Annotated in this window: 23 protein-coding genes and 1 tRNA gene; 7 read left to right on the top strand and 17 right to left on the bottom strand. The window is 67.2% G+C overall.

All coding sequences use genetic code 11. The annotated features are described in order from the left end of the window. The first annotated feature begins 90 nt into the window (after positions 1–90). Entirely contained in the window at positions 91–519 is a 429-nt protein-coding gene (locus ACZ1JS_RS09845; protein WP_465165923.1) for a hypothetical protein, read from the top strand. Positions 520–528: 9 nt separating this feature from the next. Continuing rightward, complete coding sequence (locus ACZ1JS_RS09850; RefSeq protein ID WP_465165924.1) at positions 529–1,347, top strand: ferredoxin--NADP reductase; 819 nt, start codon at positions 529–531, stop codon at positions 1,345–1,347. Between the two features lie 245 nt (positions 1,348–1,592). Here ACZ1JS_RS09850 and ACZ1JS_RS09855 read toward each other — a convergent pair whose 3' ends face one another. The 6 genes from ACZ1JS_RS09855 to ACZ1JS_RS09880 form a co-directional block, all read right to left on the bottom strand. Continuing rightward, positions 1,593–3,725 carry a TonB-dependent siderophore receptor gene (locus ACZ1JS_RS09855; RefSeq protein WP_465165925.1) on the bottom strand — a complete coding sequence of 711 codons (2,133 nt, stop codon included), beginning with the start codon at positions 3,723–3,725 and terminating at the stop codon, positions 1,593–1,595. Positions 3,726–3,805: 80 nt separating this feature from the next. Next, positions 3,806–4,252 carry a GNAT family acetyltransferase gene (locus ACZ1JS_RS09860; protein WP_465165926.1) on the bottom strand — a complete coding sequence of 149 codons (447 nt, stop codon included), beginning with the start codon at positions 4,250–4,252 and terminating at the stop codon, positions 3,806–3,808. Next, on the bottom strand, positions 4,222–5,106 hold the full coding sequence (locus ACZ1JS_RS09865; RefSeq protein WP_465165927.1) for a hypothetical protein: 885 nt from the start codon (positions 5,104–5,106) through the stop codon (positions 4,222–4,224). Before ACZ1JS_RS09865 ends, ACZ1JS_RS09860 begins: the two co-directional genes overlap by 31 nt. A 61-nt stretch (positions 5,107–5,167) precedes the next feature. After that, positions 5,168–5,779, bottom strand: a complete 612-nt coding sequence (locus tag ACZ1JS_RS09870) for a hypothetical protein (RefSeq protein WP_465165928.1) — start codon at positions 5,777–5,779, stop codon at positions 5,168–5,170. 73 nt (positions 5,780–5,852) lie between these two features. Then, a complete protein-coding gene (locus tag ACZ1JS_RS09875; RefSeq protein ID WP_465165929.1) occupies positions 5,853–6,164 on the bottom strand; it encodes a hypothetical protein in 312 nt (103 codons plus the stop codon). A gap of 112 nt (positions 6,165–6,276) precedes the next feature. Further along, positions 6,277–7,017: a Bax inhibitor-1/YccA family protein gene (locus tag ACZ1JS_RS09880; protein WP_465165930.1), complete on the bottom strand. Its 741-nt coding sequence runs from the start codon at positions 7,015–7,017 to the stop codon at positions 6,277–6,279. Between the two features lie 116 nt (positions 7,018–7,133). Between ACZ1JS_RS09880 and thpR the strand changes: the two genes are divergently transcribed. The 4 genes from thpR (at position 7,134) to ACZ1JS_RS09900 (ending at position 9,880) form a co-directional block, all read left to right on the top strand. Continuing rightward, complete coding sequence (gene thpR, locus ACZ1JS_RS09885; RefSeq protein WP_465165931.1) at positions 7,134–7,685, top strand: RNA 2',3'-cyclic phosphodiesterase; 552 nt, start codon at positions 7,134–7,136, stop codon at positions 7,683–7,685. A gap of 110 nt (positions 7,686–7,795) precedes the next feature. Beyond that, a complete protein-coding gene (locus ACZ1JS_RS09890; protein ID WP_465165932.1) occupies positions 7,796–8,128 on the top strand; it encodes a glycine zipper 2TM domain-containing protein in 333 nt (110 codons plus the stop codon). A gap of 77 nt (positions 8,129–8,205) precedes the next feature. Then, the gene (locus ACZ1JS_RS09895; protein WP_242116773.1) at positions 8,206–8,631 is read left to right on the top strand and encodes an OsmC family protein; all 426 of its coding nucleotides are present in this window, start codon (positions 8,206–8,208) and stop codon (positions 8,629–8,631) included. Between the two features lie 79 nt (positions 8,632–8,710). Then, positions 8,711–9,880, top strand: coding sequence for a glycosyltransferase (locus tag ACZ1JS_RS09900; protein ID WP_465165933.1), 1,170 nt, complete (start codon positions 8,711–8,713; stop codon positions 9,878–9,880). Here ACZ1JS_RS09900 and ACZ1JS_RS09905 read toward each other — a convergent pair. The 4 genes from ACZ1JS_RS09905 to yajC are packed head-to-tail and all read right to left on the bottom strand — an operon-like array spanning position 9,868 to position 13,147. Further along, positions 9,868–10,239, bottom strand: coding sequence for an MTH938/NDUFAF3 family protein (locus tag ACZ1JS_RS09905; protein ID WP_465165934.1), 372 nt, complete (start codon positions 10,237–10,239; stop codon positions 9,868–9,870). The genes ACZ1JS_RS09900 and ACZ1JS_RS09905 overlap by 13 nt on opposite strands. Next, positions 10,236–11,198: a protein translocase subunit SecF gene (gene secF, locus ACZ1JS_RS09910; RefSeq protein WP_465165935.1), complete on the bottom strand. Its 963-nt coding sequence runs from the start codon at positions 11,196–11,198 to the stop codon at positions 10,236–10,238. Before secF ends, ACZ1JS_RS09905 begins: the two co-directional genes overlap by 4 nt. Positions 11,199–11,210: 12 nt before the next feature. Next, entirely contained in the window at positions 11,211–12,803 is a 1,593-nt protein-coding gene (gene secD / locus ACZ1JS_RS09915; RefSeq protein WP_465165936.1) for a protein translocase subunit SecD, read from the bottom strand. Then, entirely contained in the window at positions 12,803–13,147 is a 345-nt protein-coding gene (gene yajC / locus ACZ1JS_RS09920) for a preprotein translocase subunit YajC (RefSeq protein WP_465165937.1), read from the bottom strand. Before yajC ends, secD begins: the two co-directional genes overlap by 1 nt. 159 nt (positions 13,148–13,306) lie before the next feature. Here yajC and ACZ1JS_RS09925 point away from each other — a divergent pair. Further along, a tRNA-Pro gene (locus tag ACZ1JS_RS09925) sits at positions 13,307–13,383 on the top strand. Positions 13,384–13,410: 27 nt separating this feature from the next. Here ACZ1JS_RS09925 and ACZ1JS_RS09930 read toward each other — a convergent pair. The 7 genes from ACZ1JS_RS09930 to glmM all read right to left on the bottom strand — a co-directional run bounded on the left by ACZ1JS_RS09930 (position 13,411) and on the right by glmM (position 21,713). After that, a complete protein-coding gene (locus ACZ1JS_RS09930) occupies positions 13,411–15,759 on the bottom strand; it encodes a hypothetical protein (RefSeq protein ID WP_465165938.1) in 2,349 nt (782 codons plus the stop codon). 22 nt (positions 15,760–15,781) lie between these two features. After that, positions 15,782–16,858, bottom strand: coding sequence for a dihydropteroate synthase (folP, locus tag ACZ1JS_RS09935; protein WP_465165939.1), 1,077 nt, complete (start codon positions 16,856–16,858; stop codon positions 15,782–15,784). Continuing rightward, complete coding sequence (locus ACZ1JS_RS09940) at positions 16,858–17,973, bottom strand: DNA methyltransferase (RefSeq protein WP_465165940.1); 1,116 nt, start codon at positions 17,971–17,973, stop codon at positions 16,858–16,860. The genes folP and ACZ1JS_RS09940 overlap by 1 nt, the downstream gene beginning before the upstream one ends. A 313-nt stretch (positions 17,974–18,286) precedes the next feature. Next, positions 18,287–18,883: a ribonuclease HII gene (locus ACZ1JS_RS09945; RefSeq protein WP_465165941.1), complete on the bottom strand. Its 597-nt coding sequence runs from the start codon at positions 18,881–18,883 to the stop codon at positions 18,287–18,289. Then, positions 18,876–20,030 (bottom strand): bifunctional hydroxymethylpyrimidine kinase/phosphomethylpyrimidine kinase, encoded by a 1,155-nt coding sequence (gene thiD / locus ACZ1JS_RS09950; protein WP_465165942.1) that lies wholly within the window; start codon positions 20,028–20,030, stop codon positions 18,876–18,878. The genes ACZ1JS_RS09945 and thiD overlap by 8 nt, the downstream gene beginning before the upstream one ends. 172 nt (positions 20,031–20,202) lie before the next feature. Continuing rightward, complete coding sequence (locus ACZ1JS_RS09955) at positions 20,203–20,370, bottom strand: DUF1272 domain-containing protein (RefSeq protein ID WP_465165943.1); 168 nt, start codon at positions 20,368–20,370, stop codon at positions 20,203–20,205. After that, the gene (gene glmM / locus ACZ1JS_RS09960; RefSeq protein ID WP_465165944.1) at positions 20,370–21,713 is read right to left on the bottom strand and encodes a phosphoglucosamine mutase; all 1,344 of its coding nucleotides are present in this window, start codon (positions 21,711–21,713) and stop codon (positions 20,370–20,372) included. Before glmM ends, ACZ1JS_RS09955 begins: the two co-directional genes overlap by 1 nt. Positions 21,714–21,736 lie beyond the last annotated feature (23 nt).

A 21,736-nucleotide genomic window follows, 5' to 3' on the forward strand; every position in this document is an offset into this window, starting at 1 on the left:
ACGGAAATCGGGCCGTGCGTCCCTTCCGGCCATTGACGGGCGGAACAAACACCGATAGCCTTTGCGAATGAGTATCAATAGCGAGGCTCTATGTACGACCTGATCGACCGGCCGATATCGATATTGTCGCGCGGCGACCGTTTCCTGGTGGATGCGATCCGGCTGTGGGTGGCGGCGCGCAGCGCGTGCCAGAACCCGTCGGCGTTGCTGGCGGCGCGCTTCGCACAGGCGGGCGCGCTCGACGCATTGTGCGATTTCGATGCGTGGATGACGCAGTTGTCGGAACATGCCCGGGTGCCGATCCAGATCAATTGTAAATGCGGGCTTGTGACCGACGATGAATCGGTTCTCTTGACCTTGGCGCGCGATCTCGTAACGGGTCGCGATGCGAAGGCACGCACCACGCTTTCGCTGCTGGTCGCCGACGGGGCGATCGCACCAACCTTTTGCGCGCTGGCCCGGACGGCGGCAATGCTCGGCCAGATCGGGCTGCCACCGGGGACCAGCGTCAGGACGTAAGGATTATCGATGACCGACCGCACCGCCGTCGTCCACGGCCTCGAACCCACCAACGCGCTCAGCGTCGAGCGCGTGCGTTCGGTGCGTCACTGGAACGAACATCTGTTCAGCTTCACGATCACCCGCCCGCCGAGCTTCCGCTTCCGTTCGGGCGAATTCGTGATGATCGGCCTGCCCGGCGACAACGGCAAGCCGTTGCTGCGCGCCTATTCGATCGCCAGCCCGGCCTATGCCGAGGAACTGGAATTCCTGTCGATCAAGGTGCAGGACGGTCCGCTGACCAGCAAGCTGCAACAGATCGTTCCCGGCGACGAAGTCTATCTGGGCAAGAAGCCGACCGGCACGCTGGTCACCGATGCGCTGAAGCCCGGCGAGCGGCTGTTCATGCTGTCGACCGGAACCGGCCTTGCGCCGTTCCTGTCGCTGATCCGCGATCCCGACGTGTATGAGATGTATTCGTCGATCGTCGTCGTCCATTCGGTGCGCCGCGTGTCCGACCTCGCCTTCCGCACCACGCTGGAGGCGAACCTTGCCGGCGATCCGCTGGTCGAGGATCAGGCGGCGCAGCAATTCACCTATGTGCCGACGGTGACGCGCGAGGATTTCCACACCACCGGCCGCATCGACGCGCTGGTCGAGAACGGCACGCTGTTCAGCGCGCGCATCGGCGGCGCGCAGGCATTCGACCCGGCGACCGACCGCGTCATGCTGTGCGGGTCGACCGAGATGATCCGCGATTTCTCGGAATATCTCGAAGGACTGGGGTTCGAGGAAGGGTCGAACGCCAAGCCCGGCGATTATGTGATCGAGCGGGCGTTTGTGGGGTGATGCCCTGATCCCATAACCGTTTGGTTCGAGCAGCTTCGAGCGAAGTCGAGAAGAGGGACAGGTGAACCATGCCCCGCATGGTTCAGGATTGTCCGGGGGACAATCCGACCTGCCCCTCGTCGAGAGCGCACCGTTTGGGGCAAGACGTTCTCGACAGTCGCTTCTCGACAGGCTCGAAGCTGCTCGAACCAAACGGTTGGGAGCGTAGGAAAAGAAGGGGGCGGCAACACCGCCCCCTTTTCGCGTCAATAACTGACCCGCACCGTGCCCAGCACCGTGCGCGGCGCGATGAAATAGCCCTGATCAAAATTGATCGCGCTCAACGCCTTCGCATCGTTGATGTTGCGGGCGTTGACGCTGAACGCGACGCGCGGCGTCAGTTCGTAGCGGGCCATCAGGTCGACCGTCGCATAGCCGTCCTGCGTGATCCGCACCGGCTGTCCGGTGGTCACGGTGACCCCGGGTTCGAGGTACATGCGGCTCTGATACTGGCCCGACGCACCGACCTTCAGCGCCGGCAGCGTCGTCGGCGACCAGACGATGTTCAGCCGCGCGGTATTGCGCGGGACGAAGGTACGGGCCGCCGCGTCCCCCTCCCCGCGAATGCGCATGGTCGTGAAACCGCCGGTCGCCTGCAGCCCCGGCGCGACCTGCCCGCTGACCTCAAGTTCGATCCCCTGCGACTTGGCATCGACCCCGCGATACAGCGTCTGACCGATCGTCGCATCGAACCCGGCAGCCTCGGCGGTATTGTTCTGCCGCGCCTGGAACACGGCGATACTGGCGTTCAGGCGGCCATCATACCATTCGCCCTTCAGCCCGGCCTCCAGATTGTCGCCCTCGATCGGGTCGAGCAGGCGGCGGTTCGCATCGACCTGATCCTGCGGATTGAAGATCGTCGCAAAGCTCGCATAGGCGCTGACATTGCCGGTCAGGTCATAGGTCGCGCCGACGAACGGCAGGAAACGGGCGCGGTCGTAATTGGTCGGCGCGCCATAGGACACGCCCTCGCTGAACGCGCGGGTGGCGTTGCCGCCGACCATGACCTTCAATGCATCGGTCGGGTTGAGCCGCACGAGGCCGTAGACCGTCTCGCGCCGGACATGGGTGTCGAGGCTGCGCGAAAAGGCCGGGAAGTTCGGTTCGGGGAATGATCCGTCGAACCCGCTGAACAGCGGCAGCGAGACGCCGATCGTCGACACGTCATAGGCCGAGTCCTGCGTATAACGCTGTGCCGAGCGGTTCACGCCGAACATGACGTCGTGCGCGCGGCCGAACAGCGACACGGTACCGCCGATATTGGCGTCGATCGTCAGGTTGCGCGCGAACGAGCGGAACGCGCCGGGATAGCTGACGATGCCGAGGCCGGTCGCGCGGTCGGGGGCACCGTTGCCGCCATTGGCGTAGTTGTTGCCATAGACGTAGAACAGCCGATCATCTTCGTCGATCGCGCGTCGCTGCACGGTCAGCTTTGCCGTCCAGTTGCCGAAGCGGTGGGTCACGTCGCCGAAGATCTGGCGGTCGGTGACGTCGAAGCTCGACCAGTCGGGCGCGCTGTTGGTCGAACGCGCATAGTCGATGCGGCTGCCGTCGCTATAGTAGAGCGGCAGCGCGCCCCACATCGCCGCGCGGCTCTTGTGGTTCTGATAGCCATAGCCGGCACTGACGACCGTATCGGGGCCGAGATCCGCCTCGACGATGCCATAGCCGGTCCAGCGCGTCAGGCCGTAGCGGTCGAGATAGCTGTCGGTGTTCAGATAGGAACCGACCGCGCGGGCGCGGACCGATCCGCTGCTGGTCAGCGGGACGCTGACATCGCCATCGAGGCGGAGATTGTCGAACGACCCATATTGCGCGCTCGCCGATGCGGCGAGGTCGCGGGTCGGACGCTTGCGGATGAAGTTGATCACCGCCGACGGATTGCCCGTCGACGACAACAGCCCCGGCGCACCGCGCACCACCTCGATCCGGTCGTACATCGCGGTGTCGATCGACCCGTTCTGTATGCCGAACGGGAATGGCAGGCCGACGCCGTCGATCTGGAACGTCTGAATGTCGAAGCCGCGCGCCGAATAATAGAAGCGGTCGGTTTCCTGCGCCTGCACGTTCACGCCGGGCACGGTCGCCAGCAGCTGATTAATGTCGTTGAGCTGGAAATCCTCGATCTGCGCGCGGGTCACGACGCTGATCGATTGGGGAGTTTCGCGCTGGCTGAGCGGCAGGCGCGTCGCGGTGGTCTGTGCCTTGACCGCATAGTCGTCGCTGCCTTCGGTTCGCATGCCGGTGACGACGATATCGTCGCCACGCTGCGGATCCTCGGTCGTCGGCACCTCCGGGACGGCGGTGGCGGCGGCGAGGAGGATGGCGAAGGCGGACATGCGAAACGATTCCCTGACTGTTTCGCGACGGGTACGCCCCGGTTACTGCTTTTGCAAGTGACTATCAGTAGCCTAGCGTGTCATGGTACGGCGTCGGTCAGGAAGCGACCAAGCACGACGACGTCCTGCCGCGTCAGGCCGATCGCCGCATAAAAGCCGAGCGCGGCGGCATTGTCGCTGCGGACCATCAACTGCATCTTTGGCGCGCCGGCATCGCGCAGCCAGTCCTCGGCAGCACTGAACAGGGCGCGGCCAATCCCCTGCCCCCGGCGGTCGGGTGCCACCGCCAGATAATAGAGCCAGCCGCGATGCCCGTCATGGCCGACCATGACGCTGCCGATGATGTCGCCATCGTCGCGCGCCAGTAGCACGGTCGAGGTCGCGCCCGTCAACGCCCTTGCGAAATCCGCGTGCGGGTCGTTCCACGGCCGGGTCAGGTCGCAACGCTGCCACAACGCGACCACTGCCGCCGCATCGTCGGGCGCCGCTGGCGCGATCACCGCGCGATGCAGGTGCTGCCGGCCCATAAAGCGGTGACATTGTCCTTCGCGTCATAGAGGCCGGACAGGCCGCCGCTGCTGAATTCCCGGCCGAGGCTGGTTTCCTCGACCGGCGCGTCGATCGAGGATTCGACGGTGGCCCGCTTGGCGCCGATGCCGACCCCGCTCATCGTCGTCAGGCCACGTCCGCGCGCCGACCAGCCGACGAAGCGGCCCTCCTGGAAATAGACCGCGATCTTCGGATAGGTGGCGATGTCGAGCGGCCCTTCGCCGCAATCCTCGTTGCGCGAACGTTCGGGCAGCGTCTGGGTCGCCGCCTCGACGACGCGCAGCACGATCTCGCTCGGGCTGCCGAAGGCGAGCGACCGGCTACTGGCCCCGGCAACGGTCTGCAACCCGTCGGGGGCGAGGTTGAGCGCGATCGCGTTGCGCGCCGCCGCCTCGGCGCCGGCCGGCGCATCGCACCGCACGCGGCGGACCGGCCCGGCATCCCCGTTCATGTCGAGCGTCCCGCCCTCGCCCAGCGCGAGGCGATAGCGGCGCTGCTCGGTGATGCCGCCACGGTCGCCGACGACATCGACATCGATCGCCCCGGCATCGGCGACGGTGATGCCGCGCACCGGCACGTCGCGCTCGCCGATGCGCAGGGCGTTCGCCGTGACGATCAGCCGGTTCGCACCGGCCGGATCGGCGGCACAGGCGGCGCCATCGCTGTCCCAGCTGCCCACGAAGCGCGTCGGGATTGCCGCCATCGTCTCGGGCGTGGGCGATGGGAAGGGCAGGATGGGGTCATCCTGCGTCAGGTTCGCCGACGCATCGGGTTCGTCGGCCTGTCCGCACCCGGCCAGCAACGCCAGCACCCCGATCGTCCACCGTCGCATCCACCGACTCCCGTTACCCGACACTGCAGGACTGCCGGATTTCACCCGAACGCGAAAGAGGTCAGTGCGGCAGCGGCGCCGCTCCGGCCGCGACGACCGGAGCGCCGAGCGACGCGAAATAGGCCTTGGCCGGCAATTCGATCACCCTGACCCGGCCGGCATTGGCGCGTTCGAGCGACTGGGTGAAGGAGCGCGGCTTCTTCATCAGCTTCCGATCCTCGACCACCGTCAGCCCCGACCGCCGCGCGGCCTCCGCGACGAAATGGACGCAGTTGCGGCGGTTGAGATTATAGTGCGAATCGCCCGCTTCGCCCCATTCGTCGATCAGCGATCGGACCGCGGCATATTGCGCATCGGTCAGCACGACGGAGAAATGGGCGTTGCTGCGGTCGATATAGGATGGCTTGGGCCGGTCGATCCGCCCGCCGACCGATCCGGTCAGCAAGGCGGGGGTGATCGCCTTTGCCGTGAAGCCATAGCTGCCATCAACCGCCGGACCGCCGGCATCGGGCGTGCCCGAGAAGCTGAAAAAGGCATGCGGGAAATTCTGTCCGAATTCCTGCGACCAGAAGGTGATCGTCACCGCCGCCTGTGCCGGCACCACCGCCTGCACCGCCAGCAGCAGCGCCGCGAGGACCCGCAGCACGGGCCGGAACCACCGATCGGTCGTCATGCCCCCTCCATAGCCAACGCGGCGCACCGGCACCAGCCGATACGCCGCGTCCCATGCAACCGCTTCCGTACGGTCAGTCGGCCTTGCCGTCCCGCGCCAGTTTCGCTTCCTGTTCGGGATCATAGCCCGACGAAGGGGCAGGACCGTTATTATGGATCGGCTGGGTCGAGGCGGGCGGGTCCGACGCGTCCATCGATTCGTCGAGTCCGCGGTCGAGCCGCGCATCGCTGTCGCCCGGATCGCTTTCCATCCGGCCGGCGATGCTGTGGTCGCCACCCGCATCGCCGCGTCCCGGCGGGGTGTGCGCTTCGCTTTCATTGCCGTCCGGGGCGACCGACAGCGACGAGAGCGCCTTTTCGTCGATTCCGGTGGTGTCGTTGCTCATGTCCCTCACTCCTTCACGCGCAAAAACGAAAGGATCGCGAAGGACGTTCCCCGAATATGAAAAGGCCCGACGGTTTCCCGCCGGGCCTCTCGCATCGTCGGTGATGCAGCGATCAGTCGCGGTTGCCGAGGAACGACAACAGGAACTGGAACATGTTCACGAAGTCGAGATACAGCGACAGCGCACCCATGATGACCGCCTTGCCCGCGAAATCGGTACCAGCGACCTGATAGTACAGGCCCTTGATGCGCTGCGTATCATAGGCGGTCAGGCCCGCGAACAGCAGCACGCCGATCGCGCTGATGACCATGCTCATCATGCCCGACTGAAAGAACAGGTTGAGCAGCGACGCCACGATCAACCCGACCAGACCCATGATCAGGAAGGTGCCGAACCCGGTCAGGTCGCGCTTCGTCGTGTAGCCGTACAGGCTCAGCGACAGGAACGCGGCAGTGGTCGCGAAGAAGGTCAGCGCGATCGACGGACCGGTGTAGCGCAGGAAGATCGTCGACATCGACAGACCCATGATCGCTGCGAACGCCCAGAACAGCCCCTGCGCCGCGCCGGTCGACAGACGGTTGATGCCGAAGCTCAACACCATCACGAAGATCAGCGGCGAGAAGATAATCGCGTATTTCAGGATGCCCGGCTGGTAGAAGACGGCCGCCGCCGGCGAGGTGTCGCCACCCCACGAAAACAACAGCGCGACGATGCCGGTCAACAGCACGCCGGAGGCCATGTAGTTATACACCGAAAGCATGTAGGACCGCAGCCCTTCGTCACGCGCCATGTCGCGGTCGCGCGTACGGGTAATCGGTGCGGCCGTCGTCCGGGGATCGGACCAGTTCGCCATTGTAAACTCCTCTTCCCGGCACTCATGCCGGATGCTGGAAATATCGTCCGCCGCATCGGCGATTTCAAGCCAAACGCGGGGAGCAACATTTTGTTACGCTGCCGGGAGAATCCGCCATGCACCGTCTGTTTATCGCCCTGCGCCCACCCGCTGCGATGCGCGAGGCGCTGTTCGACGTGCAGGACGGCGTCGAGGGTGCACGGTGGCAGGATGACGAACAACTGCACCTGACACTGCGCTATGTCGGCGAGGTCGAACGACCGATGGCAGAGGATATTGCCGTGGTTCTGCAGGGGGTTCGCGCCCCAGCTGTCGACCTCGCGCTATCGGGCGTCGGACAGTTCGATGCTGGCCGCCGGGGCCGCGCGCTCTGGGCCGGGGTGACGCCGCACGATGCGGTGGCGGCACTGCATCGCAAGGTCGATCATGCGCTGGTCCGGCTGGGCCTGCCGCCGGAGGGACGTGCGTTCCTGCCGCATATCACCTTGGCCCGGCTCAACAAATCGAGTGGACCGACCGAAGCGTTTCGGATCGCCCATGCGGGACTCACTTCGCCGCCGATGCGATTCGATCACTTCATCCTGTACGAAAGCCATGTCGGCCATGCCGGCGCATGGTACGAGTCGGTGGCCCGCTATCCGCTCGATCCGTCGCCGGCAAGCGGCTGAGGCAACGTCCCGTCCGGGGACAGGTGCAAGCTGTCGTTTCGTTCATGAAACCGTCAGGCGGAGGGTGCGTTAAACCGGCCAGCAACGACATGGACGAAAGGAAATCCCCCATGCGCAATATCATGCTGGCGCTGGCCGCCGAATCGCTGATGGCCCCGGTCGGGGCGACCTGGACCAAGCACGGCATTTCGGTCGGCAAGAGCGAGGCAGAAGCGCAGCGGCGCTACAAATATCGCGAATGGCGCGGCCGTGACGGACGCCGCTATTGCCGCAAGCCCAATGGTACGACCGGGCTGGTCGTCGGCGGCGTGGCCGGCGCGCTGGTCGGCCGCACGGTCGATACGCGGGGCGACCGGACGCTCGGCACGTTGCTCGGCGGTGCCGCCGGTGCGCTCGCCGGTCGGGAGATCGAACGCAGCGGACAGCGCGGCCGCTGCCGTTGAACCTTCGCGGGTGTGACGAATTCTGAAGGGCGGGTCCGGCAACGGGCCCGCCCTTTTTCCATCGCAAAGGTTTCCGCATGATCCGCAGTGCATCCGCTCGCTACGAAGGTCTCGGCAAGGACGGCAAAGGCCATGTCTCGACCCAGTCCGGCGTGCTCGACAATCAGCAATATGGCTTCAACACCCGGTTCGAGGACGGCAAGGGCACCAATCCCGAGGAACTGATCGCCGCGGCCCATGCCAGCTGCTTCACCATGGCGCTCAGCTTCGCCCTGGCGGGTGCCGGCTATAGTGACGGCACGCTCGAAACCACGGCGAAGGTCAGCCTCGACAAGGATGGCGACGGGTTCAAGGTGACGAAGTCGGCGCTGACTCTGACTGCCAACGTTCCCGGCATCGACCAGGCGAAGTTCGAGGAAATCGCTGCCGGCGCCAAGGCCGGCTGCCCGATCTCGAAGCTGCTGAATGCCGAGATCACGCTGGACCACACGCTGAACGCCTGATGCGGATGGGGTCGGGGCACGCAGCCCCGGCCCGTTTTCGCGGCAAAGCCTTCACCATTATCGGCTATCACGCGGTCCCATGCTCCGCGTCCTGACCCTTGCCACGCTGTTCCCCGACGCCACCCGGCCGAATTTCGGGGTGTTCGTCGAGCGACAGACGCTGGGTCTGGCGGCGCTGGACGAGGTGGAAGTACGCGTCGTCGCGCCGATCGGGCTGCCGCCCTTTCCGCTGTCGCTCCATCCGAGCTATCGTCCGCTCGCGCGCCTGCCGCTGCACGAAGACTGGAAGGGTCTGAGTGTCGATCGCCCGCACTTCCTGAACCTGCCCGCCACGCACGGCCGGTTTCACGCCGACGCGCTGGTGCGATGCCTGACGCCGCATCTGGATACCCTGCGCGAAACATTCCGGTTCGACGTGATCGACGCCCAATTTTTCTTTCCCGATGGGCCGGCGGCGGTGGCGCTGGGCAGGCGCTATGGCGTGCCGGTGTCGATCAAGGCGCGCGGGGCGGATATTCATCATTGGGGCCATGCGCCCGCGACCGCTGCACAGGTGCGTTCGGCGGGACGCGACGCCGATGGCCTGTTGGCGGTGTCGCAGTCGATGGCCGACGATATCGCCGCTGCCGGAATCGACCGCCCGGTCCGGGTCCATCGCACCGGCATCGACCGCAGCCGGTTCGGCACCGTCGATCGGGCCGAGGCGAAGGCGCGGTCGGGCGTGGCCGGTCCGCTGGTCGTGTCGCTCGGCGCGCTGATCGCGCGAAAGGGACATCGCATCGTACTGGAGGCGGTCGCCGCCCTGCCCGGCGTGACGCTGTGGATCGTCGGCGGCGGACCGGATCAGGCGGCACTGGCGGGGCGGATCGCGGAACTGGGGATTGGCGACCGGGTCCGGCTATGCGGGACGCTGCCACATGACAGCCTGCCCGATCTGCTGGCAGCGGCGGACGTGATGGCGCTGGCATCGTCGTCGGAGGGGCTGGCCAATGCATGGGTCGAGGCACTGGCGAGCGGGACGCCGATCGTCATTCCCGACGCCGGGGCCGCGCGCGAAGTCGTCACCTGCCCCACCGCCGGCCGGATCGTCGCGCGCGACGCGGCGGCGTTTGCATTGGGGATTGCGGCAGTGCTGTCGCAGCCAGGCGATCCGGCCGCGACGCGGGCGACGGTCGATGCCTATAGCTGGGATCGCAATGCGCTGGAGCTACGCGATCACCTGACCGCGCTGGTCGATCAGAAGGGGTAGAAGGCCGCGACGATCCGCCGCCCTTCGTCGCGCAGCACACCCCAGGCGCGAGCCGCCGCGCGGCTGTCCATCGCCTCGATCCCCAGCCCGCGCGCATCGAGCCCACGGACCAGCGCGCGCGGCGGCTGGCGCAGCGTCGCGCCGGTACCGAGCAACAAAAACTCCGGTGCCGGGTCGATGCCCAACACCGCCGCCAGCGCATCGGCATCGAGCGCCTCGAACGCGGGCGGTTCCCACAGGTCGGCGCGCTGCGGCGTCATCAGCAGCGCCGGATAGATGCCGTCATCGACCCGGAACCCGCCGGCCGTCATGCCCGATACGAGCGGGCCGTCGCCCCGGCGGGTCCGGTCGAGCTTCACCGCGCGCCCTTTTGCGGGACCGGTTCCTTGACCGTCCCCTCTCCCACCGGCGCGCCGGGCTTCAGCCCCAGCGTGATCAGCAGCGACGACGACACATAGATCGACGAATAGGTACCGACGATCACGCCGAGGATCATCGCCGCCGTGAAGCCGCGCAGCACATGGCCGCCGAACACGATCAGCGCGGTCAGCGCCAGCAGGATGGTCAGCGAGGTCATGACGGTGCGCGGCAGCGTTTCGTTGACCGACAGATCGATCAGCTCGCGCATCTCCATCTTGCGGTACTTGCGCATGTTTTCGCGGATACGGTCGTCGATCACCATCTTGTCGTTGATCGAATAGCCGATGATCGTCAGCACCGCCGCGACGATGGTCAGGTCGAACGCGAACTGATCGCGGAACAGCGCGAAGAAGCCCAGCGTCATCAGCACGTCGTGGATGATCGCGACCGCGGTCGACACGCCGAACTGCCATTCGTAGCGGAACCATGAGAAGATTGCGATGCCGACGATCGCCAGCAATACGGCGAGCACGCCGTTGGTCACCAGCTCCTCGGACACCTTGCCCGACACGGTCGAATAGTTGCTGAACGTGGCGCCGGGAAATTCGCTGGCCAGCGCGGTCTTTACGCGCTCGACCAGACGGTCGGTCGCGCCGGCATCGCCCTCGGGCACCGGCAGACGGATCGACACCAGGGTCGGGTCGCCGAACTGCTGGATCGCGGGTTCGCCCACGCCCAGCCGCTCGATCGTCGCGCGCACGCGGTCGATCGCCGGCGGGCTGGCGAACTTCTCTTCGATAGCGACGCCGCCCATGAAGTCGACGCCGAAGTTGAGGCCACGGACGAACACCAGCCCGACCGCCAGAATGCTGAGGATCAGCGTGACAGTGAACGCGATCTTCCGCGCTGCTACGAAGCGGATATTGGTGTTGTCGGGGACCAGCTTGATGAGACGCATGACGGCCGGGCCTTAAATATGGATGTCGGTCGGACGGGTGCGGCGCATCCATCCGGCGACCAGCATCCGCGTGAAGGTGACGGCGGTGAACACCGAGCTGGCGATGCCGAGCAGCAGCACGACCGCGAAGCCGCGGATCGGGCCGGAGCCGAGGATCAGCATGATCCCGCCAGCGATGGCGTGGGTCACGTTCGCCTCGAAGATCGTGCGGCTCGCTTCCTTATAGCCCAGTTCGAGCGACTGGAGCACCGATCGCCCGCGTCGCCGTTCCTCGCGAATGCGCTCGTTGATCAGCACGTTGGCGTCGACCGCGGTACCGATGGTCAGCACGAAGCCGGCGATGCCGGGCAACGTCAGCGTGGCGTTCAGGAACGCCATCACCGCAAGGATCATCAGGATGTTCAGCACGACGGCGATCGTCGAATAGATGCCGAACCGGCCATAGGTCATGACCATGAACGCGATGACCGCCACCGTGGCGATGATCGCGGCAGTCACGCCCGCCTTGATCGAATCGTTACCCAGTTCGGGGCTCACGGTGCTTTCCTGCACGACGGTCAGGTCGACCGGCAGCTTGCCCGAGCGCAGCGCGATCGAAAGCTGATTGGCGCTGTCGACGGTGAAGCCACCGCTGATCGTCGCGCTGCCGCCGAGGATCGGTTCGTTGATGTTCGGCGCGGAAATGACCGAATTATCGACGATGATCGCGAACGGCTTGCCGGTATTTTCCTGCGTCACCTTCGCGAAGCGGCGACCGCCTTCCGAATTGAAGTTGATCGTGACGTTGGGCTGACCGTTCTGGTCATAGGTCTGCCGGGCATCGGCGAGCTGATCGCCGGAGATGATCGTCGAACGCTTGACGGCGATCGGCGCGCCCTGCGCCGGATAGGGCAGGATCTGGCTGCCGGCCGGTGCCTGTCCGCGGGCGACGGCGGCCGGATCGGCGGTCAGGTCGACCAGCTTGAATTCGAGCCGGGCGGTCTTGCCGAGCAGATCCTTCAGCGCCTTAGGATCGGAAAGCCCCGGAACCTGCACGACGATGCGGTTGGTGCCCTGCTGGATGATCGTCGGTTCGCGCGTGCCCAGTTCGTCGATGCGGCGGCGCACGACCTCGGTCGCGTCCTTCATCGCATTCTCGACGGTCAGGCGCAGGCCGGCCTGGGTCGGGGTCAGGACGAAGCGCGTGGTATCGCGCACCTCGATATCCCATTCGCGCTGGCCAGTCATGCCGGCACCACCGCCGGTCAGGCTCAGCAGCTTCTCGCGCGCGGCATCGACCTGCGTCGCGTCGCGGACCATGAAGCTGATCTGCCCGCCCCGCGTCGAGATATCGCCGATCGCGACGCGTGGGCCGCGGCGCATCTCGGTCGCGATCCGCTCGCGCATCGCCTCGATCTGCGTCGCGGCGACGTCTTCGGTCTTGGCTTCGAGCAGGATGTAGCTGCCGCCCGCCAGATCGAGGCCGAGATTGATCGTCTGCGACGCATACCATGCCGGCAGCTTCGCCCGCATGGCTTCGGGCAGCAGGCTCGGCACCGCGAACAGCGACAACAGGATCACGGATGCCCAGATGGCGATCCGTTTCCAGCGCGGAAAGTCGAGCATCAGTCGTTCGCGGGCTTGGCGCCGGCGGGCGGCGTGACCTCGGCGATGGTCGCCTTGACCACGCGGACGCGGGTGTTGGCGGCGATCTCGACCTCGACAAAGGTCTCCTCGACCTTGGTCACCTTGCCGATGATGCCGCCGGCCGTGACGACCTGGTCGCCGCGCTTCACGGCGGCGATGGCGTTCTGCAACGTCTTCATCCGCTTCGACTGCGGACGGATCAGCAGGAAGTAGAAGGCGACGAAGATCAGCAGCAGCGGCGCGATGCCGATCAGCGTGCCGAGGAAACCACCCGATGCCGCGGGCGCGGCAGCGGACTGGGCAAAAGCGGAAGGTACGAGCATTGCTGGCCTGAATGTCCGAGATAGCGGACGCCGCGAACACGGCATCCTGTCAATTGCGGGCAGCTATCATCTGCACGGGTCGCACGCAACATTTGCCCGCTTGCACGCTTCGGGCTTGCATGGGCCGGAAACCCGGCCTAAAGGCACGCCCTCTCTGATCGGGGCGTAGCGCAGCCTGGTAGCGCATCACACTGGGGGTGTGGGGGTCGCAGGTTCGAATCCTGTCGCCCCGACCAGAGAGTTCGGGCGAATCGCCCTCCCCCTTATTTCGCCGGCACCTTCACCCGCAGCACCGCATCGGGCGCGTCGTGCAGCCGCAGATAGATCGCGTCCTGCGTCGCGGGCACGTCGACCGATGCGCCGACGAATCCGGCGGGCAGCAGCGTCGCATCCTTCATGTCCGGCGTCGTGCCGATCGCGGCAACGACGAACAGGTCGCGACCGCTGACCGTACAACGCTCGCGACACGCGACTCCGCTCAGCGCCGGCAGGCGCACCAGCGACCCCAGCGACTGCCACGCCCCTGCCGCCCCGCCGCGCCACGGCCGGAAGCGGAGCGCCCCCGCCGCCGCCGTTCCGAACGTCGATTGCGGGGCGATCGTCGTCACCGCGATATCGTCACCGACCCGCTGCACCGCGCCCGACGCGATGGTCAGCCGCTTCGTCGCGTCGCCATTCGCGATCTCGATTCCGTCCTCGCCGCCACCCAGCCCTCCGGCGATCCGCGTCGAGAAGGTCAGCGTCGCCCCGGTCGGGACCAGCCCCTCGGGCAGTTCGATCGGCAGCGCTCCCGTCGGCGTGTCATAGGCGACCCGCCGGTCGAGCAACGTCGCAACCGGCCGGACCGGAGCGACCGTCACCGCCACCGACGCCGTCCGCCCGTCGCGAAGCTGCACCGTCGCGCTGTCCACCGCTTCGGCCAGCGGCTGTTCGGCGGTCAGGGTCAGGCGATCCCCCTCCCCGACCCGCGTCAGCGCACCCGCCGCGAAGCGCGTCGCGCCGAGCGTCAGCCCCGCCACCTGGTCGAGCCGCGCCCCCTCCAGCACGCCCTCACGGTCGCCGGCATGGACGGTGAACCGGTCCAACCGGCTCGGTTCGGCACGGCCGGTCAGCGCGACCTGATCGGGTGCGACCGCGCCGAAGCGGACGACGGTCAGCGTCAGCGCGCCGGGCCGCGTCTTGCCAAGCGGCAAGGTCACGTCGAGCGCATCGGGCGCGGCCGACTTCCACGTCAGCGACCGGCTGAGACCCGCCGGGTCGCGCAGGGTCAGTCCTGCAACACACGCCGCCGCGCCCCCGCGCAGGGTCAGCGGATGGTCGCGCCCGACGATCACCGTCGCATCGGGCTGCGCCGTCCATGCCCCCGGCCCGTCGAGTTGTGCAGGCACCCGCGGCCCGCTGAACGCATCGAAGCCCCAGCGTCCCTGCACCACCGCTTCGGTCACCGGTCCCGCCGTCTGGCCCGCGCCATTGGTCAGTACCAGCCCACCGCGCTCGGCATCGGGGGTCAGCGGCAGCGTCGATACCCGCCCATCGGCGCCGGTCACGCGCAGCACCAGATCGCGCGCATAATCGGTCGCGAACAGCAGCGACGCATCGTCGAGCGGCAGCACGAGATCGGGCTTGGCAAGGCACAGCGCGCCGGGCGCACCCGATCGCCACAACGGCGGCGGCGCATCGCCGATCGGCGGCAGCGGCGCGACCAGCACCGATCGCGGATTCTGGAACGATGGCGCGCTGTTCAGTTGCAGGTGGATCGCCTGCCCCTGCCCCAGCGCCAGGGCCGGAAGATATTGATATTGCGCGCTACGAAATGCCCCGAACAACCGGGCCAGATCGCGCGCGAGGCCGATATAGGGGCTGTAATAGCCCGCCCCGCCCTCGCGCGTCGCCGCCACCCGGTATGCGAGGTCGACCGGGGCACCGGTCAGCGTCTCGGTCAGCGTCGCGCCGCGCTGCGCCTGCAATACCAGCGAATCGCGCTGCTGCGTCAGGCATGTCGCCTGCAACGCGCGCTGGCGGAGCAGGCAGTCGGCGTTCAGCTTGATCCGCAGCGCATCGGCCAGCACCGGCGCGGCGGTGGCGAGGCGCTCGGGCGCCCGCTCGCCGATCCGGCCGATCGCGCCGACGAACGCGTCCAGCCGCTGCCGGTCGAGCGATGCCTGATACAGATCCTGCGCCGCACGGACGAACACGCCGGGCCGCCCGCGCACCGCGCCACGCACCGCCGAAAAGCCGCCACCGGCTTCGGGGGCGAGGAAGAGCAGCACCTGTTCGGCACCCTCGGGTACCTTGACGGTCAGGACGTTCTTCTTCCGGTTCCACGTCTCGACCGAGAAGAACCAGTCCTTGGGCGGCGGATTGGTCGCCCCGCGCAGAAAGGCGACGACCAGCAGATAGCGCGCCGCCTGATCGTCGGGCAGTAATGCCTTCGCGGTCAGCGTGTCGCCGCCGCGCAGCGCCGGCACCGCCGCGACCGGCAGTTCGACCTCGCCGCGCCTGACCATGACCGACACGTCGGGACCGGCCAGATCGAAGCCATTTTGCTGGGCCTGCGCGGCATTGGCGAACAGCGCCGACAGCGCGGCGAGCAACAGGAGAACGCGAACCATGCGCGCCGCTATAGCGGACGCCTTATGGCGCGACCAAGGCAGCATCGCGCAGGCCGCGCCACACGCGGATCGCCTGCACCGTTTCCGCCACGTCGTGCACCCGCACGATCTGCGCGCCCCGCTCGACCCCGGCCAGCGCCAGCGCGACCGATCCGCCGAGGCGCTGGTCCGCCGCCGCCTCGTTCGACAGCGCGCCGATGATCCGCTTGCGGCTGGCCCCCAGCAGCACCGGACAGCCAAGACCGTGGAACAACGCCAGCCCGTTCACCAGCGCCAGATTGTCCGACAGCGCCTTGCCGAAGCCGATACCCGGATCGACCACGATCTTCCCGCGATCGACCCCGGCGGCGACCACCGCCTCGACCCGCGCTTCCAGCCAGTCGAACACGTCGAGCAGCGGATCGCGATAGCCGTCCCCGCCATGCGGCCCCTGCGCCGGGTCGGGCGAATGCATCAGCACTACCGGGCAGCCGCTTGCGACCACGACGTCCAGCGCGCGCGGATCATAGGCCAGCGCGGCGACGTCGTTGACCAGATGCGCGCCGGCCGCCAGCGTCGCCTCCATCACCGCCGCCTTGCGCGTGTCGACCGAGATCGCGACCCCCGCCGCGGCCAGCCGCTCGACGACCGGCACGACGCGGGCGATCTCATCGCCTTCCCACACGGTCGCCGCGCCGGGCTTGGTCGATTCGCCGCCAAGGTCGATCAGCGCCGCGCCCGCCGCCGCCATCGCCACCCCGACCGCCGCCGCACCCGCCGGATCGTCGACATGCCGACCGCCATCGGAGAAGCTGTCCGGCGTGACGTTCAGGATCGCCATCACCTGCGGCTGATCGAAGCGCAGCATCCGCTCGCCAAGCGTCAGCGGCGCGCGCGGCGTGGTCATCCGCCGATGCAACCGCCGCGCGCGCTCGGCCTTCTCCGCTGGCAGGCCCGCCGCCCACGCATCGAAGCCGTCGACCGGCACGACCGTCCGCGCGCCACCGCGTTCGCGCACCTCATAGGCCGCGAACCACAGCATCCCGCCCGCCAGTCGCGCCACGCTGCCATCGGGCAACCCGACCGGCGTGTCGACGAAGCGGACCGGCCGCAGATACATCAGGGCTGGGTCGCGAGCAGCCATTGCTGGCGCAGCGCATCGACCGGGGTCAGCCCGTTCGGCCCCTCGCTATGCCAGAAGGTCCAGCCATTGCACGACGGCGCATTCTGCAACGTCGACCCCAGCTTGTGGATCGACCCCGCCGCCCCGCAATCGGACAACAGCGACCCATCGGCCAGCACCGTCGCGCGGAACCGGCGCTTGGCATCCATGACGACCGATCCGGCCGGCAACAGGCCGTTTTCGACCAGCACGCCGAATGCCACGCGCGGCGGCTTGGTCGGCGCCCGCATCGCCCGGATCGCCGATTCGTCGAGCGGCAGTGCCGCCTCGATCCGTGCCGTCGCCGCCTCGACATAGGTCGCGTCGCGCTCGATGCCGATGAAGTGCCGTCCCAGCCGCTTGGCGACCGCCCCGGTCGTGCCGGTGCCAAAGAACGGGTCGAGCACGACGTCGCCGGGGTTGGTCGATGCCAGCAGCACGCGGTACAGCAGCGCCTCGGGCTTCTGGGTCGGATGGACCTTCGTCCCGTCCTTGCGCAGCCGCTCCGGCCCGCCGCAGATGGGGAATTCCCAATCCGACCGCATCTGCAGTTCGTCGTTCAGCGTCTTCATCTGGCGATAGTTGAAGGTGTAGCGTGCCTTCTCGCCCATCGATGCCCAGATCATCGTTTCATGCGCGTTGGTAAAGCGTGTGCCCTTGAAATTGGGCATCGGGTTCGACTTGCGCCACACGATGTCGTTGAGGATCCAGAAGCCCTGATCCTGCACGATCGACCCGACGCGGTAGATATTGTGATAGCTGCCGATGACCCAGATCGTGCCATTGGGCTTCAGGATGCGGCGCGCCTCGGCTAGCCAGTCGCGCGTGAACTTGTCATAGGCGGCGAAGCTGTCGAACTTGTCCCAATCGTCGTCGACCGCATCGACCTGGCTGCCATCGGGACGCAGCAGGTCGCCGCCCAGTTGCAGGTTATAGGGCGGGTCGGCGAAGATGCAGTCGATCGACTTGGCCGGCAGCGAGCGCATCGCGTCGATGCAATCGTCCATCAGAATGCGGTCGAGCGGCAGCGTTACCGTCTTGGGCGCCTTTGCCCGGATTTTCGTCGCTACCATCGTCGCCAGTCCCCCTTGAATCGGCTCCATTTCGGGGAATCGGCGAGTCGCGGTCAAGCGGAAATGCTTGACTCTTGTGGTTTGGTGGATTCGTTCCGGCGACGAATCGAGTCGCCGAAGGGCAGATATTGAGTCTGTCGAACGCACCCGGACTCAACATCTGGTAGCCATCGGTTCGTCGCAAATTCTCCCCGGCACGGGGAGGTGGACCGCCGCGAAGCGGTGGTGGAGGGGGCTTTCCACAAGCGGACCTTATGCGGCGCTCCCCCTCCACCATCCTGCGGATGGTCCCCCTCCCCGTGCCAGGGAGGATTTAGAGAGGCAAGCACACCTGCGCGACCGGTGCGAAGCTGCGCCGATGCAGCGGTGTCGGCCCGAGCGTCCGCAGCGCATCCAGATGCACCTTCGCGCCATAACCCTTGTTCGACGCCCAGCCATAGCCCGGATGCAGCGCATCGGCCTCGACCATCATCGCGTCGCGCGTCTGCTTGGCAACGATAGACGCTGCCGCGATCGACAGGCTGATCGCGTCGCCGCCGATCACCGCGACGCTGGGATGGCTCCATTTCGGGCAGCGATTGCCGTCGACCAGCACCATGCCGCACGCCATGCCCAGCGCATCGACCGCGCGTTCCATCGCCAGCATCGTCGCCCACAGGATGTTGAGGCGGTCGATCTCCTCGACGCTCGCGATACCGACGCCGACCGTCGCGCAATCGAGCAGCCGCGCGTGCAGTTCGGCGCGACGCTTCGCGCTCAACTGCTTCGAATCGTTGAGGCCATCCGGGATACAATCGCGGTCGAGCACTACCGCCGCCGCGACGACCGGTCCGGCGAGCGGCCCGCGTCCGGCTTCGTCCACCCCCGCCACCGGCCCGACATGGCGCGCCTCGTGGCTCCAGTCAGGCATCGGCGATGCGCCATGGCGGATAGCGCCGCATCTCGCCCGCCTGATACAGACAGACCTCGTTGCCCGCCGGATCGAACAGCCGCGCTTCGCGCCAGCCCCAGGGGCGGTCGATCGGCTCCTGAGCGAAGGAAACGCCCTGCCCCTTCAGGTAAGGCACGATCACATCGAGATCGCCGACCTCGAAATAGACCGCCGGCACCTTGCGCTCTTCGGTCATCTCGATCGAGAAGGTCGCGCCGCCCTCGGTCTCGAACCGAGCATAGCGGCGGCTGGAGCGGACGATGGGCTTCAGGCCGAGCAAGCGATAGAAATGCTCGCTGGCCGGCACGTCGCTGGCGGGCACCGTCACCTGATTGAGCATCGGCGACCAGCGCGACTGGTTGAGGTCGAGCCGCACGTCCTGCTGCGCCATCGGCCCCGCGCCGCGCCCCAGTTCCTCGGCGCCCTGCATCGCGATCCGCACGAAGCTGCGCGCGCGGCCGATCGCCTCGGCCAGCGTCCATTCCTTCGCCAGTTCGCAGGCGATGGCGGTCGACAAAGTGCAGCCGGTGCCGTGCGTCGCCATGCCGTCGACGCGCGGCGCCGACCATTCGACCAGCGGCGCGGTGCCGCCCTTGCGCTGGTGCAGGCGGTCGATCACCACCTCACCCTCGCCATGGCCGCCCTTTTCGAGCAGTGCGCAGCCGTGCTCCAGCACCGCATCGGCCCCGCCCAGCGCCGCCAGTTCGGGCAGGTTGGGCGTGGCGACCGTCGCCACCGCCATCAGCCGTTCGAACGCGGCGACCGTCGCGTCGTCGGCCAGCCTTGCACCGCTGGTCGCGATCATGACGGGGTCGAACACGACCGGAATACCGCGCAGCTCGCGCAGCCGGTCGGCCAGGGCATGCGCGGTGCGGGCCGATCCGATCATGCCGATCTTGACCGCGTCGACGCCGATATCGCGGACCACCGCATCGATCTGCGCCATGACCATGTCGGTCGGGACCGGATGGACGGCATCGACGCCCAGCGTGTTCTGCGCGGTGATTGCGGTGATCGCGGTCATGGCGTGACAGCCGAGCATCGTCGCGGTCTTGATATCCGCCTGGATACCGGCGCCCCCGCCGGAGTCGGAACCGGCGACGATCAGGATGCGGGGTGTGGTCATGTGGGTGGCGTTAGCAGTCCGAGCGCCGCGATCAAGCTCCTCCCCATTATATGGGGAGGGGGACCATGCACAGCATGGTGAAGGGGGTTCGCCCCGCAACGCAACGGCTCCGGATGTGGACACCCCCCTCCACCATGCTCCGCATGGTCCCCCTCCCCGTGCCGGGGAGGATTTACTTGCGCCTTGTCGGTCTATCGACCAGCTCGCCCCGACAATTCGGACACACCTCATCGAGTTCATCCGCGCAGAAGGTGGATTCGTGCGAACAGATGAACGCGCCATGCGCCGCCGCGGGCAGCGACGCGTCGCAGCGTTCGCACCTGGGCTTCATTTCCAGCATCAGGCCGCCGCCTGCCGCACCGCGTCGCAGATGCGGTCGACGACCTGCTCGACCTGGCCCCGGTCGTCGCCCTCGGCCATCACCCGGATCACCGGCTCGGTCCCCGATGCGCGCAGCACCAGCCGCCCGCGTCCCGCCAGTTCCGCCTCGACGCCCGCGACGACATCCTTGACCCGCGGATCGTCGAGCGGCTTGCCGCCAGCGAAGCGAACATTCTTCAGCAATTGCGGCAACGGGTCGAAGCGGTGCAGCACCTCGCTGGCCGGCGCACCGGCGCGCTGCACCTCGGCCAGCACCTGCAAGGCCGCGACCAGCCCGTCGCCGGTCGTCGCATAGTCGGACAGGATGATATGCCCCGACTGCTCGCCGCCGACATTATAGCCCGACGACCGCATCTTTTCGAGAACGTGCCGATCGCCGACCGCGGTGCGCACCAGTGCCAGCCCCTGCGCCGACAGATGGCGTTCGAGGCCGAGGTTCGACATGACCGTCGCGACCAGCCCGCCGCCCTTCAACCGGCCGGCCCGCGCCCAGCTGGCGGCGATCGTCGCCATCAACTGATCGCCATCGATCACCCGCCCCGCCTCATCGACCACGATCAAGCGGTCGGCATCGCCGTCCAACGCAATGCCGATCTGCGCGCCCGACGCCACCACCGTTTCCGACAGAAGTTGCGGCGCGGTCGATCCGACGCGGTCGTTGATGTTCTTGCCATCGGGGGTCACGCCGATCGCGATCACCTCCGCCCCCAATTCCCACAAGGCGGCAGGCGCGACATTGTACGCGGCGCCATTGGCGCAATCGAGCACCAACTTCATCCCGTCGAGCCGGAGATTCTCGGGAAAGGTCGCCTTGGCGAAATGGATATAGCGGCCGCGCGCGTCCTCGATCCGCTTGGCGCGACCGATATCGCCGGGTGCCGACAGTTCGATCTCGTCGCTGTCGATTAACGCCTCGATCGCCAGTTCGTCGGCATCGGACAGCTTGTACCCGTCCGGCCCGAACAGCTTGATGCCATTGTCGTGGAACGGATTATGGCTGGCCGAGATCATCACGCCCATGTCGGCGCGCATCGAATGGGTCAGCATCGCCACCGCCGGCGTCGGCATCGGCCCGACCAGCACCACGTCCATGCCGACCGAGGTGAAGCCCGCGACCATCGCGTTTTCGAGCATATAGCCCGACAGCCGGGTGTCCTTGCCGATCACCACGCGGTGGCGGTGATCGCCGCGCCGGAAATGCGCGCCCGCCGCCATGCCGATCCGCATCGCCATCTCCGCGGTCATCGGCTTGCTGTTGGTCAGCCCGCGTATACCGTCGGTGCCGAAATATTTCCTTGCCATCGTCCCATACGCCTTCAGGTTGA

This window comes from Sphingomonas sp. BL-S-05, from assembly GCF_055521695.1.